We start from the raw sequence: 18,880 nt of genomic DNA, 5'->3' as shown, positions 1-18,880 counted from the left end.
TTACTTCTCCAAAACAATTAATGTAACTATCTCATGTCTATCATGAGTAATACTAGGAAAAATCTTGCCAGCAAATTTAGGCGAGCTTGTGACTGGGTGACCTACTTTATCCCATAAAGTTTCAACATCTTGCAGACCCACTTCTTTGCCAAAGCCTGTTCCTAGTGCTTTAACAAACGACTCCTTAATAGAAAAGCGGCCGCCTAAATATTCTACTTTGCGTCTGCCTGCTAGTTTTTGGTATTGGGCAAATTCTTTTGGGGTCAAAACTTTGCGGGCAAAATTATCCCCTTTGGCTACTATTTTTTTAACTTGTTCAATTTCAACAGCATCAATGCCAACTCCAACGATCATTTTCTTATCCTCATAATAATAAAATTATATTAGCAAAAAAGAGTTGTAAACTGTCACAACTCTTTTTTAGTAAAAAAATTAACCTTTTTTATTTTTAATAATAAAATTTCTGCCATTACCGGAGCGGCGAGAATGGTCTCCACGATAATTACCGCGGCTGCGGTTACGATCACCGCGATAGCCTCCACGACTATTTCTGCCATGACTATAGCGACCGCGGCCACCACGACCATTACCCTTATACGGCAATGGTTTTTCAGAACTAATTTTGACCTCAACATTTGAAGAATCTTTTGACAAATTCTTCAGAAAAGCTGATACCAAATCAACTGCTGAATAATTTTCTAATAATTCGTTGGCATCATCAGTATATTTAGATAGATCATCTTTCATTATGTCTTCTATCTTAGATTTAGCCACTTTAAGTTGGCCCCTTAAAGCCTGATCATCAGATGGCGGACGCAAAGGGGTCATCTTTTTCTTAGTTAATTGCTCTATTGTACGCATATAACCAATTTCATTTGGCGTAACAAAAGTGATTGAACTACCATTTTGTCCAGCACGACCGGTACGACCGATGCGGTGAACATAAGAGTCAGGATCTTGGGGAATATCGTAATTATACACATGAGTAACGCCTGAAATATCAAGGCCACGTGCAGCCACGTCTGTGGCGACTAAAATATCCAGTTTACCAGCACGAAACCTTTTTAACACAGTAATTCTGCGAGCTTGGGTCAAATCACCGTGAATTCCCGCTGCATTGTAACCGCGAGCCTGAAGACCCCTGGTAACTTCGTCAACTCGCCGTTTAGTTCTAACAAAGACAACCGCCAGGTCTGGGCTTTCAACATCAATCAAACGACACATGATGTCAAATTTTTCTGAGTCTTTAGCCCGGACAAAGTACTGGTCAATTAAATCGGCAGTTAACTCTTTAGTTTTAATCCGGACAATTTCCGGATTATGCATGAACTTTTCACTAATGTTCAAAATCGGTTTAGGCATCGTCGCACTAAACAATAGTGTCTGTTTCCGGTTTTTAACATAGCCTAAAATACTTTCAATGTCTTGGATAAAACCCATGTCCAGCATTTCATCGGCCTCATCTAAAACAATGGTATTAACATTTTCTAAATCAATTGTCTTGCGCTTTAAGTGGTCAAGTAATCTTCCCGGTGTACCTACTAAAATCGCAGGCACATGATTTTTAAGTGAACGAATTTGCCGTCCAATATCAGCGCCGCCGTAAACAACTTGCACGCGAGCATTCTCATCGCGACCCAGTCTGAAAAGTTCTTCCTGAGTTTGAATGGCCAATTCACGAGTAGGTTCAATAATTAAAGCCTGAATTACCTTATTATGCTTATCTAAGTTCTGCAAGATAGGCAGCGCAAAGGCCGCAGTCTTACCAGTACCTGTCTGAGCTTGACCAATTACATCCCTGCCTGCTAAAGCCAGAGGAATTGTTTGTTCCTGTATTGGTGTTGCTTCTTCAAAGCCTGAGCGCTTAATTGCTTTTAAAAGCTCATCTTTTAATCCTAATTCTGAAAATTTCACTAAATTCTCCTTATCTAAGCCGTTTTACTACTTTTTCCAGGTGCATCCCATGCGAACCCTTTAAAACAACAATGTCATTCGGCTTAATATCATTTCTTAAATCTGAAACCATGTGTTGCATTTGTTCTGGGGTATAATAATGCAAATTCTCTGGTTTATACTTTTCTTTAAGTGCATTTGCCAGATTTTTCATTTCTGTACCATACAAATAAACTTCATTAATTACCTGCGGGTCAAGACAATCTGCCAGCCCAGCGTGAAGCTTGGCAGATCTTTGGCCTAATTCTAACATATCACCCAAAACGGCGATCCTGCGACTTCCAGCTGGAACCTGGATCTGACCAAAACTGGTTATCACGGCACGCACAGCAGTAGGATTGGAATTATAAACATCGCTCATAATATCTTCTCCTACATCGCCCTTTTCCCATTCCATTCTATCCGCTGTCGGAGTGAACTTTTCTAAGGCTGTGGCAATTTCTTCATCACTTTCACCAAAATGCCTGCCAACACAAAGAGCCGAAAGTGCATTAGAAACATTATGTTTACCAATCATAGGAATAGTAAATTTATGAGCAGAATTATTAATCGTAAAAGTAGCATGGTGCTTGTAGCTGCGATAACCTGTTGCATAAACTGTATCATTTTTTGCAAAACCAAAGGTAACTTTTGCTTGTGGTATTTTTGCTGCCCGTTCACGTAAAAGCGGTTCATCCCCGTTATATATGAACTCACCATCTTCGCGTAAGAAATCGGTAATTTCCATCTTGGCATCAGCAATTCCAGCACGAGAGCCTAAAAATTCAATGTGAGCCTCACCAATCATTGTAATGACCGTGACATCAGGGCGAGTCAGTTTACTTAGTTGATGAAGTTGCCCTGCATGATCCATACCCATCTCCAAAACCAAGATTTCAGTATTTGGTTTCATATCTAAAATTGTCATGGGTACGCCAATTTCATTGTTAAAGTTAGCAGCAGTTTTATGCACATTAAACCTTTTCGCTAAAACTGCTGCCGTCATATCTTTGGTCGTAGTCTTACCATTTGAACCTGTAATGGCAACTACTGTAGGATTAACTTTATTTAAATAATATTGGGCCAGTTGCTGCATACTGCTTAATGGATCATCCACTTCTAAAACTGCAATACTGTCGGGTTTATTGGGATGATCCTTCTGCCATAATGTGGCACTTGCACCGTTACTAATTGCGCTGCTGATAAAATCATGACCGTCTCTTTCGCCCTTTAGTGGAACAAATAATCCACCAGCGGCGATTTTTCTAGAATCAAAGGCAACAGAAGTAATAACGGTCTGATCGTTGCCTTCACACTTTGAATTTATTGCTTTGGCTATCTCTGCCAGTTGCATTTTCATCTTTTTATCTCCTAGCCGAAAAGAGTTTTTGCTGAAGTAGTTAATTATACTCCTTATTTATGTAGTATAACAATTAGCCTTTACATAAAAAAGCAGCCCCAATGGGACTGCCTTCCACCAGATTGAAGATATTACTTGTTGTTCATGCCATACTTCTTGTTGAACTTTTCGATTCGACCATCGGCCTGAGCAAACTTTTGCTTGCCAGTATAGAATGGGTGAGAATCCGAAGTAATTTCAACACGAATCAATGGGTAAGTTTTACCTTCATAATCCACTGTTTCTTTGGACTTTAATGTTGAGCCAGCAACAAATTTAGCACCTGTTGCTGAATCCATAAAGACTACTTGTTGGTAATCTGGATGAATACCTTGTTTCATATTTATTACTCCTTTGCCATGACTCCTATTTCAAGTCATAGATTAATCGATTAACGTTTAATACCTTAACATTTTTAATAGTAAAATTCAAGACTTATTTATTATAGCAGCAGAGTTAATTTAAAACAATATCGCTTGGTTTAACTTCCTTGCCAAAATATGGTTTGAGTTCTTTATTATAGTCGTCTGTGAAGAACTTTTTGTCCGCCAATCTAGTAATTTCTTTATTAGCCCAGTTTAAAAGAGACTTGTTTCCTTGTTTAACTGCAGGGGCAATAAACTGATTAGGACCAATATTTTTAATTCCAACTGTATAATTAGGATTCTTTTTGACCCAAGCATAGAGGTATGAATTGTCATCCGCTAAAGCGGCAGCACGTTTGTTTTTAAAAGCATTAAACTGTTGCGTTTTAGAATCAAATTTCAGTAAATCAACTCTGCCTTTTTTTGTGAAGTAATTTTCTGCTGTTGTGCCTTTATTTACAATTAAATTTTTGCCCTTTAACTGTTTGGCACTTGTAATCGGAGCACTCTTAGGTGAAATAACCCCAACGGATACTTTCATGTATGGTTTTGCAAAATCAACGACTTGTTTACGTTCTGGTGTTTCAGTGAAGTTAGCTAAAACTATATCGGCTTTATTCGAATTTAGAGTATCAACACGATTATTGGCATTTACTTGGGTAAATTTAACTTTAACACCCATATCCTTAGCCATTTGGCGAGCAAGACGAACGTCGTAGCCTACGCGATTACCATTGTCATCAACCCAACCATATGGCGGTAAATCGCCAAATACGGCAACTCGTAACGTGCCCCGCTTTTTAATTACACTCACACTGCTTTCATTAGCTTTGTTACTATTATTATTTGTTGACTTAATGCCAAAAAAAGCTGCTACTGCAATTATCAAGACAATTAAAACGGTGATGATAATATTTCTATTTTTATTTTTCTGCATTATTTTCTCCTTAAAAATCCATACTTGTTAAGAAAGCGCGTGCCCTATCCGTTTTGGGATGTTTAAAAAATTCTTTCCCTGGCGTGTTTTCCAAAATTTTGCCATTTTCAAGAAATAAAACCTGATCTGCTATTTGACGCGCAAAATTCATTTCGTGGGTCACAATAATCATTGTCATATGATCAACTTGGGATAAGTCAGTCATAATTTGTAAAACTCCTCGAACCATTTCGGGATCAAGAGAAGCTGTAACTTCATCAAACAGCATTATTTCGGGATGCATGGCTAACGCTCTAACAATAGCAATTCTTTGCTTTTGTCCACCAGACAGTTCACGGGGATAAGAATTAACGTACTTTTCTAGTCCAACTCGTTTTAGCAGCTTTAAAGCTTCAGTTTTAACTTCATCTTCAGCTCTTTTTTGCACCTTCACCGGTGCCAGCAAAATATTTTCAAGAACTGTAAAATTGGGAAATAAATCATAACTTTGAAAAACCATGCCAATTTTTTGGCGTAACTCTTGCCAGTTTTTGGAAGTAGCTGCAATTTTCTCACCCTTAAAATAAATTGCACCACTCTTGAAATCTTCTAAACCATTTAGGCACCTGATTAGCGTACTTTTGCCAGAGCCGGAAGGTCCTAATAATGTCAAAACTTCGCCTTGATGAAGGGTGAAACTAATATCATGCAAAGCCTGCCAATCGCCATAAAACTTATTTAAATGTTCAACTCGTAAAACTTCTTTTGTCATTTGCCTCACCTATTCTGCTTTGCCGCTAACCGTTTAGACCATTTTGATAACGGATAATCTATTATGAAATACAGGAAGAAAATCAGACCATAAATCCAAAAAACGGCTGTTGGATATTTTTGATTATTAGCTTCAATAATCTGTTGACCAATAGCAATCATGTCCATGATGCTGATCATCATTAATAAAGAGGTCGTTTTGATTACTCTTGTTGCCAGATTAATAGTTGCCGGTAGTTCCAATTGCACAGCTTGAGGTAATAAGACATAGCGCAAGAGTTGCATTCTGCTTAAGCCCAGGGCCAAGCCCGATTCTTTTTGCACAAGTGGAACTGATTCAAGTGCGCCACGAACAATATCGCTAAATTCAGCTGCAACCCATAAAGAAAATGCCAAAATCGCCATCCAACTAGCTGGCCAGTTAATATGGAAGGTACGCGGCAAAATATAATAAAACAAGAAGAGTAATACGATTGTGGGAACTATTCTAAAAAATTCCAGATACAGTCGTAAAATGAAGCGCATTATTTCATTAGGTAAAGTCCGCAATATTCCTAAAAGCGTGCCCAAAATTAAGCCAATTATTAAGCTAACTCCAGCTATCCAAACTGAGGTCCATAAGCCTTGCAAAATTCTACTGAAGTTATTACCGGTAAATAAAACATTAATCGCCGAATGTGCCATAGCGAACCTTCCTTTCTAAATAGTTTAAAAGCAAAATAACCGGAATTAGAATAATGGCATAGGCTATGACCAGCACCAGTAGATATTCATTGGAACGGTAATACAACCCGATCAAGTCCAAAGCAGTGTTAGTCAGCTCGGGAATTGCAATGACCGAAAAGATTGATGTCTCTTTGATTAAGAAGATCACGTTAGCCGTTAAGGCTGGCATACTCAAAGCAAAACCCTGTGGAAAGACCACATAACGTGCTAATTGCAAGTTATTCATCCCTAGGGCTTTGCCATCATCAATTTGACTTGGATTGACCCCGGCAAAACCGCCTGTAAAGCCTTCAGCCATGTATGCTCCACCCAAGAATACCAGACCGATAATCCCGCAAGTTTGAGCCGACATTTTTAAGCCAATGACTGGAAAAGCATAATATAGAAAAAATAATTGGATCAATAAAGGTGTATTTCGTGCCAATTCCACATAGGCTGTGACTATTTGATGCAAAACGGGCACTTTAAAATACTGCACTAAACTGCAAAAAATACCCACGAGGATTGAGCACACAATTCCCACACACGATAGCCAAAGGGTCAACTCAAAGGCTTTCAAAAAAATAGGCAAACTCTGTGTAATTATCTGCCAACTCATTTTTTACCTCCCACTTTTAAGTAGACGACCTGATCTAAGAGTTAGAGAATCAAGCAGTCAGAAAAACAAAAAATCTACGAATCAGATTTATTCGCAGATTTAAATGCCATAATTGCTAACACCATCGCAACAAGTGAAAAACTAAGTTCCAACTACTTTTATCAGGAATCACTGTTATTTTCCCTTTTGTAGTCAGACTTGCCTACTTCTTGTTTTCACTTCCTTTTTGTTAGCAACTATAAGTGTCTCTAATGCTATGCGTTCACTTACTTTTTGTCAATTAATTGAATTGATTACTCGTTCACAAAATTCAAATCTGCATATAAAAAGCGTTAAGCATTCCCAAATTATCTTGAGTTACGCTTAACGCTTTTTGTAAATGATTGATAATTTTTCCCTATACTTACAAGCTTTCATTATTTAGCAAAATATCAATATAATTACATAAAATATCATTAAAAATGTAGAAAAAGGTATGATTACTGAATAAAAAAGAGTTATTAACACTAACATTAGGCAATACGAAAAGTGATTTCAAAGGTGCATCAATGTTTTCATTTGTTGTAACCATGTAGACATTAGCTTTTTTCTCTATTGCACCCTTCATAACAGCATTAGTTAGAATGCTGTGCCCAGACACAGTATAAACTAAAACTACATCATCTTTATTAAACAAATAGCTAAAATCATTAGAATAGTAGATTGAATCCATTATTTGAGCATAAATACCCAGAGTTTGTAAACTATATTTCATTTGCTGAGCTACCGGACTTGATTTACCCGTTCCTATAATTTTTAGTGGCTTGCCTTGAACAATACTTTTTGCTAACTGCATAATATCTTTATTTTCAAGTTTCCCTTTTGTTTCAATCTCTCCGATTTTGTCTTTATATGTGGTGACTATTTCATGAATAAAATTATTATTACGACTGGTTTTATTTCGTAGATTGCGATTGATAAATTTAATATATTCATATTTAAATTCCGCGTATCCGCTAAAACCAAGTACCTTGCAAAACCTTGTAATGGTATTACGAGAGACATTTATGCTCAGAGCTAAATTTGAAATACTTTTTTCGAGAGCAAATCTGGGATATTTGATTAAATTATCAGCTACTTTTCGTTCTTGCCGCGTCATTTTTTGATAATTTAATTTAATAAGTGTGTCTATATCAAGCATATTATTCTCCTAATTGATCTTCTGCACAATATATTTTAATACATTGTGCCATTGCACATAACTGAATTTAATGATAAAGTTTAGCCATAATGTTAGCGTTAACATATATTGAAAAGTTTAGAGGTTTCTGTATGAAAAGGACAAAGTTATTTCCTAAAAAATTTTTATGGGGCGGTGCCATTTCAGCTAATCAATCTGAGGGAGCTTGGAATGAAGACGGAAAAGGCCCCTCAACTGCTGATATTATGCAATGTAATGCTACTGATCAAAATCATCTTTCAGTTGAACAAATCAATGATTTTTTAAAAGATCAAAATGACCAATATTACCCTAAAAGGTCTGGGATTGATTTTTATCATAATTATCAGGATGACATTGCCTTACTATCACAGATGCATATTAATGCTTTTCGAATGTCAATTGCCTGGACAAGATTATTTCCTACGGGAAGTGAGTCTAAACCTAATAAAAAAGCCGTTACTTATTACCGTAATTTATTTAAAAGCTTACGAGATCATAATATTGAACCTGTTGTCACGTTATCGCACTATGAAATGCCAATTAAATTAGTAGTTGAAAATAAAGGCTGGACTAGTCGAGAAGTTATGGCAAGTTTTATTCATTTTGCCACAAAAGCAATTGATTTATTTCATGATTTAGTAAAATATTGGATTCCATTTAATGAAATAGATAGTGTGCTAAGGCATCCTTTTGTTAGTGCAGGATTAACATCTAATTTAATTACCAAGAAAAATGAGTACCAAGCGATGCACTATCAGTATGTTGCTAGTGCAAAGATTGTTGAATATGGTAGAAAAATAGATCCCCAAGCACACTTTGGTTGTATGCTTACAGGTTTGACCGCGTATCCTTATTCTTGTAAACCGCAAGATAACATGCTGGCACAACAATTAAGACATTACACATACTTGTCTGGTGACGTTCAAATAAAAGGTCGCTATCCCAGATCGACTTACAAGATGTTAGCAGAAGATCTAAACTTAGATATCACTAATCAGGATTTAAAAGCTATTGCTACAGGTACTTGTGATTATTTAGCCTTTAGCTATTACATGTCAGTAACAGTTGGAACAGAAAACGATGTAGCCCAAGTAGAAGGTAACACAATTAAGAGTAAAAGCAATCCTTATTTGAAGCAAAGCGATTGGGGCTGGCAAATAGACCCTTTAGGATTAAGAATTCTCTGTCAAGATTTATATAATCGCTTTCAGGTTCCTCTGTTTATTGTTGAAAACGGTCTAGGGGCGCGAGATGTTGTAAATGATGATAAAAGAATTATTGACGATTATCGAATCAGCTATCATCAACAACATCTTGTACAGCTAGAAAAAGTAATTAACGTAGACCATATTGAAGTAATAGGCTATTTGGTTTGGGGATTGATAGATATTGTCAGCTCCTCCACGGCAGAAATGGATAAAAGATATGGTTTTATTTATGTCGATCGTAATAATAAAGGACAGGGATCACAACGACGCTGGCCTAAAAAAAGCTTTTATTGGTATCGGCAAGTAATTGATTCTCAAGGGAAAAATTTGTTTGAGAAAGAAGGGACTAATAATGAATAGTAAAGAAATTGCTCAAGCTCTATTGCCGCTGGTTGGCGGAAAGCAAAACATCGAAAAAACTTGGCATTGCGCAACTCGTTTACGAATAATTCCTAAAAATTCAGAATTAATAAATATTGAAAAAATCAAATCGATTTCTGGAGTAATAGGTGTTGTTAAACAAGGAGATCAAATTCAAATAGTCATTGGTAATCGTGTTGATGATGTCTATAATGCTTTTCAAGAATTAATAGCAAACGAAAATGACAACAGTTCTGAAACTCAAGAAGTACCTAGAGCCAAGAAAAAAGAACACACAAACATAATTTCTAAGGTTTTAAGTGCTATTGTAGGCTGTATCACTCCTTTAATACCAGTATTAGTTGCAGGTGGTATGGGAAAATGTTTAATTTTGATTGCTAAAATGGTGCACCTCGTATCTGAAAAAGATATGACTTATCAAATTCTACTGTTAATATTTGATTCTGCCTTTTATTTCCTGCCAGTTTTTGTAGCCCTAGCAGCGGCCAAACAATTTAAAGCCAATCCGTATCTAGCAGCACTAGTTGGTTGTGCATTATTAAATCCAACTTTTATCAAATTGGTGGCAAGCGGTAAGCCCTTGTCTATCTTTGGACTACCAGTAATGTCTATTAGTTATGGCAGCACTATTATTCCAGCAATCATGGCAATTTGGATAATGTCATATATCCAGCACTTCTTAGATAAGCACTTGTTGAATTCCATTAAGCCTTTTATGTCACCATTATTAACCATCCTAATTATTGTTCCGTTAACATTGATAGCCATAGGTCCTGCAATGACGGCAGTATCTTTTGCCTTATCTAAAATTGTCTTTTTCTTAAGTGGCAAATTAGGACCTTTGTCATTGGCCTTGTTAGCGCTAGTTTATCCTTGGATAGTCACAACCGGTATGCACTCAGCACTGGCAATTGCTGGACTCGAGGCAATTAATAAAAATGGTGTAGATCCATTAACTAGAGCTTTAACGCTTATGCATAATATCACCCAAGCATCTGCAACTTTAGCAATTGCGTTCAAAACAAAAAATTCAGAGCTTAGAGGTACTGCGATTTCAGCAGGTTTAACAGCGCTTTTTGCTGGTATAACTGAACCATGTTTATATGGTGTCACACTGCGTTTGCGTAAACCAATGTATGCCTGTATGATTGGTGGATTTTGTGGTGGACTATATGCGGGCTTCATGGGGTTAAATGCATATGTTTTTATGACGCCAGGACTAATTACCCTACCAATGTGGATTAATCCAGCAAATCCTAATAATTTAAATAATTTATGGACAGCTATCATTGCTATGATTATTGCTGCAGTTGTGTCTTTTGTTATGACTTTAGTTTTAGGCTTTGAAGATTTACCTAATAAAAAGAGTCAAGTTACTCAAGCATTAGCTTAATAAGTTAAGCACCGTTTTTAGAGTATAATTTTTTGAATTGATTATTAATAATTTAACCACAATAATACCCCCAAATTTGTCCACAATTTGGGGGTATTATCATATAAACTGACTTTTTTAATTTTAAGCTTGTGATTTTTCCTTAATTGCTGCAGCAGACTTTTGCAATAATTCTTCTTCTGCCGTAGTTAATTGTAAATCAATCTTACGGACAATTCCCTCGCGGCCAACAATTGCTGGATAAGACATATATGTACCGTATTTCTCTTGGTAACTAGAAACAGGCAATTCTGTCCGAGAATCTGTTAAAACAGCGCGAACAATTCTAACGCCAGCAGCGGAAACTCCATAGTTAGTGTAATGCTTACCCATAAAAACAGTTTGGCCACCGAATCTAATTTCATCCTCAAGGTCACTTGGTTGCCATGACTCATTCTTAGCCAGTTCAGTTATTGGCTTTTCAAATACTTTTACAGTCGACCAAGCAGTAAATTGCGAATTACCATGTTCACCTAGTGCAAAGCCGCTTACAGAACGAGGGTCAACGTTAAACTTTTTAGCGACCACTTTCTTCATTCTCGCTGTATCTAGCAAAGTTCCAGTTCCTATCACATGCTCTTTTGGCAAGCCTGTTAGTTGCTGATAAAGACTGGTAATTGCATCTACTGGATTGGAAATAACAAGCAAAATTCCGTTGAAGCCGCTATTTTTAATAGACTCTGTAATCGGACTCAGTTGTTTTTTATTGTATTCCAATTCTTGAAAACGATCGCCTTGTGTTTCTAGAGATATTTTGCCTAAAGTGCTAATGACAATGTCGGCATCTTTCAATGCGTCATAGTCATTAACAATAATGTTGGCATGATTTGGCAAATTAGCCATAGCATCCTCAAAATCAATTGCGTCGGCTTTGACTTTGCCTTCATTAACATCGATCATTACCAAGTCATCAACTAATCCTGAAATTATTAACTCGTGAGCAACAGTACAACCAACGTGACCGTCACCAATAATACCTATTTTTGTTGTCATAATTAAGTACCTCTCCCTTAAAATATCTGACACATTGTCAGCAAAACTCAATTACTCTTCTATTATACAAAGATAGGGCTTTCAAAGTTACAATTTAAAGAAAAAAATTTGAATCTTAATCTTTAAAAGGCAAATACTTTTGAAATTTATTTAATATCTTTTCTATAAGGGATTGAAGGTTGGGCACCATACTTTTGAACAGTAAGTGACGAGGCTTTATTGGCAAAAATAATGGCCTCTTTCAAGTTGGACAGATCTGGGTGCAATACACTAGTCATTGCCCCAATAAATGTGTCGCCAGCTGCTGTAGTATCAACAGCTTTAACTTTAAAAGCAGAAATAAGTTCATTTTTACCTTGATAAGAATAAAATGCACCCTTGTCGCCAATAGTAATGATAACTGTTTCCACGCCTTGCTCGTGCAATTTAGCAGCAGCCTTTTGTGCGGCTTTTTCAGCAGTTACTTTAACGCCTGTAATAGTTTCAGCCTCTGTTTCGTTTGGCGTAATGATGTCAGTCAGTTTCAATAATTCTGCTGGAATTTGAGCCATTCCAGGAGCTGGATTTAAAATTGTTCTGACGCCTGCCTCATGAGCAATTTCAAAGCCCTTAATTGTAGCTGCAAGCGGTGTTTCAAACTGTGCAATAACAAAATCTGCATTTTTTATTAAACTCTGGTTTTGTAAAACCTCATTTACTCCAAAAGCGTAATTAGCTCCAGCATAAATAGTAATCGAATTTTGACCACTGTCATCAACCGTGATAAATGCTTGACCAGTAGATTCTTTAGTGGCTGTAATTATGCCACTAGTATCAATATTTTCGCTTTTAAGCAAGTTCAGCATTTCTTTTCCTGGTGCGTCAGCGCCAACTCCGCCAATAAAACTTACCTCAGATCCTGCCCTAGCTGCAGCTACTGCTTGATTAGCACCTTTACCTCCCGCAGCTGAATAGTGATCTGTAGCATGAATTGTTTCACCGGGTCTGGGCATTTGCTTGACACGTAAGTTGGTATCCAAATTAATACTGCCAATAACTGTAACTTTATTCATTTCTGCTCCTCAAAAATAAAATTTTTGCCTGATTCAACTCAAATCATATCATATCAAAATCTGCTTGCAACAAAACCTGAATTTTGTAATTTTTTCATTTAATTTTTATTTATTTTTGCTTAAGTGGCGTTAACAGTTCTTTTTATTTTCTTAGAGAAAGAATATAATACAGTTTAACTTAAAATAAGTAAGGTAAAAATATGAAAAGAGAACTTAACTTTTTCGCCGCATTAGCAACTGTCATGGGCACCATGATTGGTGGCGGTGCTTTTTTTAAAATTGCTAATGTCTCCGCATTGACTCATAATGCATGGCTTAGTATCATCGTTTGGCCTTTTGCTGGTTTTATCACACTAATGGCAGGACTAAGCATAGCTGAATTAGCGTCAATTTATCCTAAAGATGGTGGACCTGTCAGATATCTGGAAGAAATTTACGGACCTAAGATAGCCTTTCTTTTTGGCTGGTCTTTGATAATCGTCTATTATCCAGCAAATATTGCAGCACTTTCAATCGTGTTTGCCACTCAGTTAAAAGAAATACCACATTTTAAAGGCTTGTCTACTACGGTAATTGCCCTAATTGTCATGTTGACAATCCTATTGATAAATTGGATCGGTTCTAAATTGAGCGGTCAAGTGCAAAAAATAACCTTAGTTATTAAACTACTCCCAATTGCGGCAATTATCATTTTTGCTTTGTTTTACAGAGGGCCTAACCAATTAGCTGGTGCTCCAGCACCACACATTTCTTCTGCTTCAGGTGCAATGGCTTTTGGGCAAGCTCTTTTGGCCGTACTTTTTGCCTATGACGGCTGGCTAAGTATCGGTAATTTAGCCAGTGAAATTAAAAACCCGGCAAAAACGTTGGCCAAAGCGATCATCTGGGGACTTTTTGGAGTAACAATCTTTTACACTCTTCTTAATTGGAGCTATGTCAGAGTTATTCCCTGGTCTAAAGTTGTAGGTAACCAAACAACAGCTCTGCTTACTGCTAAAAAATTATTTGGCAGTGCAGGTGGCACTTTAGTCGCTACAGGAATATTGGTATCCGTGTTTGGTGCTATTAATGGACACCTTCTTCTAGGGTCAAGAATGCCTTATGTTTTGGGTAGAGAAAAGAAGCTGCCAGCCGCAGGCTTTTTCAGCAAACTGAATTCTAAAACTATCGTACCTACAAACAGTATGATTTTTGAATGCGTAATTGCCACCATTATGATTTTTTCCGGTACATTTGACTCATTAACAAACATGCTGGTTTATGTTTCCTGGATTTTTTCAATTTTATTATTTTTTGGCGTTCTCATCTTACGCAAAAAGAAACCCGATCTTTTGCGACCATACAAAACTCCTTGGTATCCCATTCCGCCAATTCTAGCAATCTGTGGTGCTTTATTCGTTGTTATCACTACGACCTTAACTCAACCGCTTTTAGCAATTATTGGCATTTTACTGACCCTCACTGGCTGGCCGGTTTATGTTTATGTGCAAAAGAAAAATCGTACTTAAAAGCTATTTATAAACCACTCAAATATAATATTAAGCACTTGAAATAAAATTATACGTCTTTATTTATTTAATAGAAAATTACTCATTAATAATTCAAAATAGATTAATGTGGTACCAAAAAATAGCTGTGGATAATGACTGTCAAATGATGAAGGGTTAAAAGTTTCTGTACTTATTGTAAGAGTAGCATGCTTTGCAATAGTAGAACTTTTGTCGCCAACAAAGGCTAATACATCACATCCATTATCGTGAGCTTGTCCACATAATTCAGCTAGTCTTTTTGTCTCTCCGGAATTACTAATAGCAATAATTAGCACGTTTCCGTTTTCTCTCAGCAATTCCAAATGGGAGTTTGCCGTGCACCTCAAGCCATTCATATTTAAGTACTCATTCATATAGTTTGCTAAATTTTGTGAAAATCCGCTCCCTAAAATCATGATCATTGAATTTTTGTGTTTATTCATGAGCTTTAGAAAAGGTTTTGTGTATTTTTTTATTTGAAAATCCATTTCTAAATTACTAGGAAAAACAGGTGTATCTGTTATCAGAAAAACGAGTTCAGAATATCCTGATAAATTCATTTTTTTGCAAGTTTTTATAATAAAACTTGGTGAAGAATATGTCTTCTTAGCTAATTTTCGGATACTCATATTTTTTAAACTTGCACGGTTCTTATTCATGTATATTAATATTCTTTTTTCATCTGCATTCAATTGATACTTTTCACAAACTGTTTCTATGCTCACTGTTTTTCTCCTTTTACAAATATAAATACAGTTTCAATAAGTTGAAAAATGACCAATATCCTCAAATTGAAACAAATTATTACTCATAATGTATTATATAATCCGATCAATTATTCTTTCAACAACAATTTTTGTTTGGCTTAATAGGAACTTTTTAATTAAATATCCTTTTTTTAGCACACTTTTGAATAAAAAAATTATTCTTCTAACTATATAGCTTATGCTTGAATTATTTTCAATACCATAAGCTTTTTGTTTTGAATTATTTTTATTAAATAAACGGCTAAAAATAAACATATTTTTAATAAATAAAAACATGTTCACAAAAAGGTGCAAAATCTTTATTTTTTGACCTAATTTATTATTATAAATTTGTTTAGAAAATATAACTTTTGCACAAAAGAGTGAGTCGAAATAATGGGATAGATAATTAATAGTTTTATTTAACAACTAATTAAATAGCTTATTTAGATTCTTCAAATTAGTTTATTTTCTAAATTTATATACTTTAAATTTTATATAAAACTTTTCATAAAATAAGAAAGGAATATTATGGCTGAAGAAAAAAACAATCTCAATCCAACTAACAATTCTGAGTTTCTAGCTGATCCTTGGGCTAGAACAAAAACTCGTAATGGCTTGGCTGCAGATGAAGTAATTTCTGCTTTGCAAAAATCAATCCGAAAGGGAAAAGAGAGAGCTGCCTGTGAATTTGCTTACGAAATGTATATTTCATCTCCAGATATGGAAGAAAAACTTTGGCGCCGGCTTCAAGCAATTTCAGTTGAAGATATCGGTATGGGAAACCCTCAAGCAGCAATATTGATTAACAGTCTTAACCAAATGAGAAAAAGCTTTAGTTATAATGAACCTGATAGGGCAATGATGTTTGTTCACGCAATACGCTATCTTTGTGAATCAACTAAAGACCGTTCGTCCGATCTTCTTAAAAATATTATTATTAAAAAATTTGCTTTAGGCTATGTTCCAGAGATACCAGATTATGCATTGGATAAACATACAACTAGAGGTAAAAAAATGCATCGTGGCAGTATGCATTTTTTGGAAGTTGATTCTAAAGTTACCCCACAACTTAAAGTCAGCAACAATTATTGGGAGGAATATCACAAAATCAAAGAAAATTGGGATGAAAGTAAGGTTATTAAGAACGCTTTTAAATTTAACACTTATCAAGTTTAATGCTGCTTTTATTCAATAGGAGAAAACTATGACTAAACAAAAAATGGGAAAATACTCTATCATTAATAAACTTGATAAATTTTTAACCCCAATTGGACAAAAAATAGGAAATGAGAAACATCTTCAAGCCATTTCTAATGGCATGCTTTTTGGATTGCCATTTTTAGTTATTGGTTCATTTTTCCTAATATTAGCAAACCCACCAATAATAATAGAGAAATATAATCCGGCAACAGCCAATTTTTTTGTTAAACTAATTGCTGGCTGGAAATACTGGGCTATGGCCCATTCTGCACAAATTACTTTGCCATACAATATGACTATGGGTATATTTGGTATGATTAGTGCCTTTGGCATCGCATATGAACTCAGTAAAGGAAATAAACGCTTTCATCCTGAAACAGACGGAATGATTTCAATGGTGGTTTACTTAATGGTTACCACTACCGTTGATAAAAATAATAGTATTAGCTTAAGCAATTTAGGTACAAATGGATTATTTGTAGCGATTATAATTGGACTTCTATCAGTAGATATCAATAAGTTAATAGATAAAAAGAATTGGAAAATTAGGCTACCTGAAACAATTCCACCAATGGTAGCAAATTTTATCAACTCCTTAATTCCGCTATTAGTAAATATTGTCATTTTTTATGGAGCAAATTTAATACTTGTCAGCATTACACACTCTGATTTTACGACATTTATAATTAAATGCCTTACGCCAGCTACATTTCTTGCTAACAGCTTGTGGGGCTATATTCTAATCGTTACTATTGGAAATCTACTTTGGTTAATCGGAGTTAATGGCAGTAACGTTATTTTCCCCATTATATTTGCTACTGGAATAGCTGCTACTGGCGCAAATGCTGCACTTGTTGCCAAGGGAAATATGCCAACAAATATTATGAATTTACAAATGTTTCGGATTGCAGTTTTAGGCGGGTCAGGAAATTCTTTGGCATTAGTTCTTTTGATGATGACAAGTAAAGTGGAAAAATTCCGAGTTTTGGGGAGATTATCAATTATTCCAGGAATTTGTAGTATAAACGAACCAGTCATTTTCGGAGCACCTATTTGCTTTAATCCTATTCTAGGAATTCCGTTTTTAATCGCACCAATAATTAACTTAGTTTTGACTTATGTGGCAGAAAGTTTGCACTGGATTGGTTTAGGCTATATAGTTGATCCATCATTCACACCGTACTTTTTCCAAGCCTATATTAGTTCAATGGATTGGCGAAATATTATTTTCGAAACTCTATTGATTGTGATTGGTATTTTTATTTACCTACCTTTCTTTAGAGTGGCTGAAAAGAACGAAATAGAATTAGCAAATTGACCTTTTATAATTTGACTTTAAATTTTTTTACTAATCTAAAAGAGCACTGAGCTTTATTGCTCAATGCTTTTTTTAGATACTATCTAAATTTTTAGCTATTTTCTTGAGATCACCATAATATTCCTATTGTTTATTCCTACATAAGTAATTTAAACTTGTTATTATAAATTGCAATAATTTTAGAGCATAAGGATAAAATATAACTGATGATTTATGATTTTAAAACATATTTTATATTTAAAAAGTAAAACAAATTTAATTAATTCTATTTTTTAGCGTTTCTTTTTTTAATTCTGGAATTGATTTTATTGACCATGTGTACTTGCGACAAAATAACGATTAGCCAAATGATAATATAAGCCAATATAAATACGCCTATTGACCAAAAAGTAATAGACCACTTGTTTATCCAGTACATTAATAAAACAAGCAAAAATGTTCCTATTATGTGAACACTAAAAGCAATAGTAGGCGAAACATCTGCGGCAAAAATCATTGATAAAATTCCTATTAACCCTGAAATAATAAAAACTGAAATAACTCCTAAGCGAGTAGCAGGTACACCAGGAAATGCAAAAGTCAGAATTATCAAATAAGTAGCGGCACCAAAGCCAACACCTGTAAAGAAATAGTTAATGAAATTACTTAATTTCCACATTTTAAAGCCCCAACTCTCTTTTTAATGCTGGCAGATATAGCCTGGAAACGTCTGCTTTCAGATTGTTTTTTAAAAGAGCGATCATATTTCCCGCAAAGCCAACTTCAATTGATTCTAAAAAATTAATATTGATAATGCCATGCTTTGAAACCTGGATAAAGCCATCTCCGAGTTTTTCTAGTACTTGATATAACCGACCAGTCGTTTTCACCACTTCTTTAGTAGTGTAAAATGTAATGTCCGTTGTTTGGATTTCTACTTTAATAATTTCAGTGCGTTTAATCGTAACAATCCGGTCATCGGTTTTAATGGGTAAAAGATGATATTTCTTCTCACCAAATTTGTGTAAATAATCAATCAGATCGTTTACCGTTTCGTTTTTTGGTGCTGCTTTAATTTCAACTTCAATTTCTTCGTTTAGAGTAGGATCCGACTTAAATTTAATTTTCACT

Annotated in this window: 19 protein-coding genes; 5 read left to right on the top strand and 14 right to left on the bottom strand. The window is 35.3% G+C overall.

All coding sequences use genetic code 11. The features are described 5' to 3' along the window. From acpS to Q0R51_RS05280, 9 genes are all read right to left on the bottom strand, one after another. Window positions 1-354, bottom strand: coding sequence for a holo-ACP synthase (gene acpS, locus Q0R51_RS05320; RefSeq protein WP_294757196.1), 354 nt, complete (start codon window positions 352-354; stop codon window positions 1-3). Window positions 355-432: 78 nt separating this feature from the next. Beyond that, window positions 433-1,914 (bottom strand): DEAD/DEAH box helicase, encoded by a 1,482-nt coding sequence (locus Q0R51_RS05315; protein WP_294757195.1) that lies wholly within the window; start codon window positions 1,912-1,914, stop codon window positions 433-435. A 10-nt stretch (window positions 1,915-1,924) separates the two neighbouring features. Then, on the bottom strand, window positions 1,925-3,292 hold the full coding sequence (murF, locus tag Q0R51_RS05310; protein ID WP_294757194.1) for a UDP-N-acetylmuramoyl-tripeptide--D-alanyl-D-alanine ligase: 1,368 nt from the start codon (window positions 3,290-3,292) through the stop codon (window positions 1,925-1,927). Between the two features lie 131 nt (window positions 3,293-3,423). Then, a complete protein-coding gene (locus Q0R51_RS05305; protein WP_046325385.1) occupies window positions 3,424-3,672 on the bottom strand; it encodes a type B 50S ribosomal protein L31 in 249 nt (82 codons plus the stop codon). 115 nt (window positions 3,673-3,787) lie between these two features. Next, entirely contained in the window at window positions 3,788-4,633 is an 846-nt protein-coding gene (locus tag Q0R51_RS05300) for a transporter substrate-binding domain-containing protein (protein WP_294757193.1), read from the bottom strand. 10 nt (window positions 4,634-4,643) lie between these two features. Continuing rightward, window positions 4,644-5,384 (bottom strand): amino acid ABC transporter ATP-binding protein, encoded by a 741-nt coding sequence (locus tag Q0R51_RS05295; protein ID WP_294757192.1) that lies wholly within the window; start codon window positions 5,382-5,384, stop codon window positions 4,644-4,646. Window positions 5,385-5,389: 5 nt separating this feature from the next. Continuing rightward, complete coding sequence (locus Q0R51_RS05290; protein WP_294757191.1) at window positions 5,390-6,067, bottom strand: amino acid ABC transporter permease; 678 nt, start codon at window positions 6,065-6,067, stop codon at window positions 5,390-5,392. After that, complete coding sequence (locus Q0R51_RS05285) at window positions 6,048-6,707, bottom strand: amino acid ABC transporter permease (protein ID WP_294757190.1); 660 nt, start codon at window positions 6,705-6,707, stop codon at window positions 6,048-6,050. The genes Q0R51_RS05290 and Q0R51_RS05285 overlap by 20 nt, the downstream gene beginning before the upstream one ends. A 403-nt stretch (window positions 6,708-7,110) precedes the next feature. Continuing rightward, window positions 7,111-7,887: a MurR/RpiR family transcriptional regulator gene (locus tag Q0R51_RS05280; protein ID WP_294757189.1), complete on the bottom strand. Its 777-nt coding sequence runs from the start codon at window positions 7,885-7,887 to the stop codon at window positions 7,111-7,113. Window positions 7,888-8,018: 131 nt separating this feature from the next. Between Q0R51_RS05280 and Q0R51_RS05275 the strand changes: the two genes are divergently transcribed. Beyond that, window positions 8,019-9,476 (top strand): glycoside hydrolase family 1 protein, encoded by a 1,458-nt coding sequence (locus Q0R51_RS05275; RefSeq protein WP_294757188.1) that lies wholly within the window; start codon window positions 8,019-8,021, stop codon window positions 9,474-9,476. Beyond that, window positions 9,469-10,890, top strand: a complete 1,422-nt coding sequence (locus Q0R51_RS05270) for a PTS transporter subunit EIIC (protein WP_294757187.1) — start codon at window positions 9,469-9,471, stop codon at window positions 10,888-10,890. The genes Q0R51_RS05275 and Q0R51_RS05270 overlap by 8 nt, the downstream gene beginning before the upstream one ends. A 123-nt stretch (window positions 10,891-11,013) precedes the next feature. On the opposite strand, the gene Q0R51_RS05265 is transcribed toward Q0R51_RS05270, so the two are convergent. After that, window positions 11,014-11,922 carry an L-lactate dehydrogenase gene (locus Q0R51_RS05265; protein WP_294757186.1) on the bottom strand — a complete coding sequence of 303 codons (909 nt, stop codon included), beginning with the start codon at window positions 11,920-11,922 and terminating at the stop codon, window positions 11,014-11,016. 146 nt (window positions 11,923-12,068) lie between these two features. Continuing rightward, window positions 12,069-12,974, bottom strand: coding sequence for a ribokinase (gene rbsK, locus Q0R51_RS05260; protein WP_294757185.1), 906 nt, complete (start codon window positions 12,972-12,974; stop codon window positions 12,069-12,071). Between the two features lie 200 nt (window positions 12,975-13,174). On the opposite strand from rbsK, the gene Q0R51_RS05255 reads away from it, so the two are divergent. Continuing rightward, window positions 13,175-14,482 (top strand): APC family permease, encoded by a 1,308-nt coding sequence (locus Q0R51_RS05255; RefSeq protein WP_294757184.1) that lies wholly within the window; start codon window positions 13,175-13,177, stop codon window positions 14,480-14,482. 59 nt (window positions 14,483-14,541) lie between these two features. Here the strand turns inward: Q0R51_RS05255 and Q0R51_RS05250 are convergent, their stop codons facing one another. Beyond that, complete coding sequence (locus tag Q0R51_RS05250; protein ID WP_174795033.1) at window positions 14,542-15,228, bottom strand: MurR/RpiR family transcriptional regulator; 687 nt, start codon at window positions 15,226-15,228, stop codon at window positions 14,542-14,544. Window positions 15,229-15,780: 552 nt separating this feature from the next. On the opposite strand from Q0R51_RS05250, the gene Q0R51_RS05245 reads away from it, so the two are divergent. Together Q0R51_RS05245 and Q0R51_RS05240 are read left to right on the top strand one after the other, a co-directional pair. Beyond that, on the top strand, window positions 15,781-16,428 hold the full coding sequence (locus tag Q0R51_RS05245) for a hypothetical protein (RefSeq protein WP_122026377.1): 648 nt from the start codon (window positions 15,781-15,783) through the stop codon (window positions 16,426-16,428). A gap of 43 nt (window positions 16,429-16,471) precedes the next feature. Continuing rightward, window positions 16,472-17,770, top strand: coding sequence for a PTS sugar transporter subunit IIC (locus Q0R51_RS05240; RefSeq protein ID WP_294757230.1), 1,299 nt, complete (start codon window positions 16,472-16,474; stop codon window positions 17,768-17,770). A gap of 265 nt (window positions 17,771-18,035) precedes the next feature. On the opposite strand, the gene Q0R51_RS05235 is transcribed toward Q0R51_RS05240, so the two are convergent. Next, window positions 18,036-18,428 (bottom strand): DUF3021 family protein, encoded by a 393-nt coding sequence (locus Q0R51_RS05235; RefSeq protein WP_187156687.1) that lies wholly within the window; start codon window positions 18,426-18,428, stop codon window positions 18,036-18,038. Window position 18,429: 1 nt separating this feature from the next. Continuing rightward, on the bottom strand, window positions 18,430-18,879 hold the full coding sequence (locus tag Q0R51_RS05230; protein WP_187156688.1) for a LytTR family DNA-binding domain-containing protein: 450 nt from the start codon (window positions 18,877-18,879) through the stop codon (window positions 18,430-18,432). Window position 18,880: the final 1 nt, after the last annotated feature.

Source organism: uncultured Lactobacillus sp., from assembly GCF_946477725.1.
Lineage (GTDB): Bacteria > Bacillota > Bacilli > Lactobacillales > Lactobacillaceae > Lactobacillus.
This window is presented reverse-complemented; position numbering and strand designations above follow the sequence as displayed.

Excerpts from the sequence above, each read along its gene's own strand:
- acpS (WP_294757196.1), bottom strand. The coding sequence starts at position 354 with ATGATCGTTGGAGTTGGCATTGATGCTGTTGAAATTGAACAAGTTAAA.
- Q0R51_RS05295 (WP_294757192.1), bottom strand. The coding sequence starts at position 5,384 with ATGACAAAAGAAGTTTTACGAGTTGAACATTTAAATAAGTTTTATGGC.
- murF (WP_294757194.1), bottom strand. The coding sequence starts at position 3,292 with ATGAAAATGCAACTGGCAGAGATAGCCAAAGCAATAAATTCAAAGTGT.
- Q0R51_RS05235 (WP_187156687.1), bottom strand. The coding sequence starts at position 18,428 with ATGTGGAAATTAAGTAATTTCATTAACTATTTCTTTACAGGTGTTGGC.
- Q0R51_RS05300 (WP_294757193.1), bottom strand. The coding sequence starts at position 4,633 with ATGCAGAAAAATAAAAATAGAAATATTATCATCACCGTTTTAATTGTC.
- Q0R51_RS05240 (WP_294757230.1), top strand. The coding sequence starts at position 16,472 with ATGGGAAAATACTCTATCATTAATAAACTTGATAAATTTTTAACCCCA.
- Q0R51_RS05275 (WP_294757188.1), top strand. The coding sequence starts at position 8,019 with ATGAAAAGGACAAAGTTATTTCCTAAAAAATTTTTATGGGGCGGTGCC.
- Q0R51_RS05290 (WP_294757191.1), bottom strand. The coding sequence starts at position 6,067 with ATGGCACATTCGGCGATTAATGTTTTATTTACCGGTAATAACTTCAGT.
- Q0R51_RS05305 (WP_046325385.1), bottom strand. The coding sequence starts at position 3,672 with ATGAAACAAGGTATTCATCCAGATTACCAACAAGTAGTCTTTATGGAT.
- rbsK (WP_294757185.1), bottom strand. The coding sequence starts at position 12,974 with ATGAATAAAGTTACAGTTATTGGCAGTATTAATTTGGATACCAACTTA.
- Q0R51_RS05285 (WP_294757190.1), bottom strand. The coding sequence starts at position 6,707 with ATGAGTTGGCAGATAATTACACAGAGTTTGCCTATTTTTTTGAAAGCC.
- Q0R51_RS05280 (WP_294757189.1), bottom strand. The coding sequence starts at position 7,887 with ATGCTTGATATAGACACACTTATTAAATTAAATTATCAAAAAATGACG.
- Q0R51_RS05270 (WP_294757187.1), top strand. The coding sequence starts at position 9,469 with ATGAATAGTAAAGAAATTGCTCAAGCTCTATTGCCGCTGGTTGGCGGA.
- Q0R51_RS05265 (WP_294757186.1), bottom strand. The coding sequence starts at position 11,922 with ATGACAACAAAAATAGGTATTATTGGTGACGGTCACGTTGGTTGTACT.
- Q0R51_RS05255 (WP_294757184.1), top strand. The coding sequence starts at position 13,175 with ATGAAAAGAGAACTTAACTTTTTCGCCGCATTAGCAACTGTCATGGGC.
- Q0R51_RS05245 (WP_122026377.1), top strand. The coding sequence starts at position 15,781 with ATGGCTGAAGAAAAAAACAATCTCAATCCAACTAACAATTCTGAGTTT.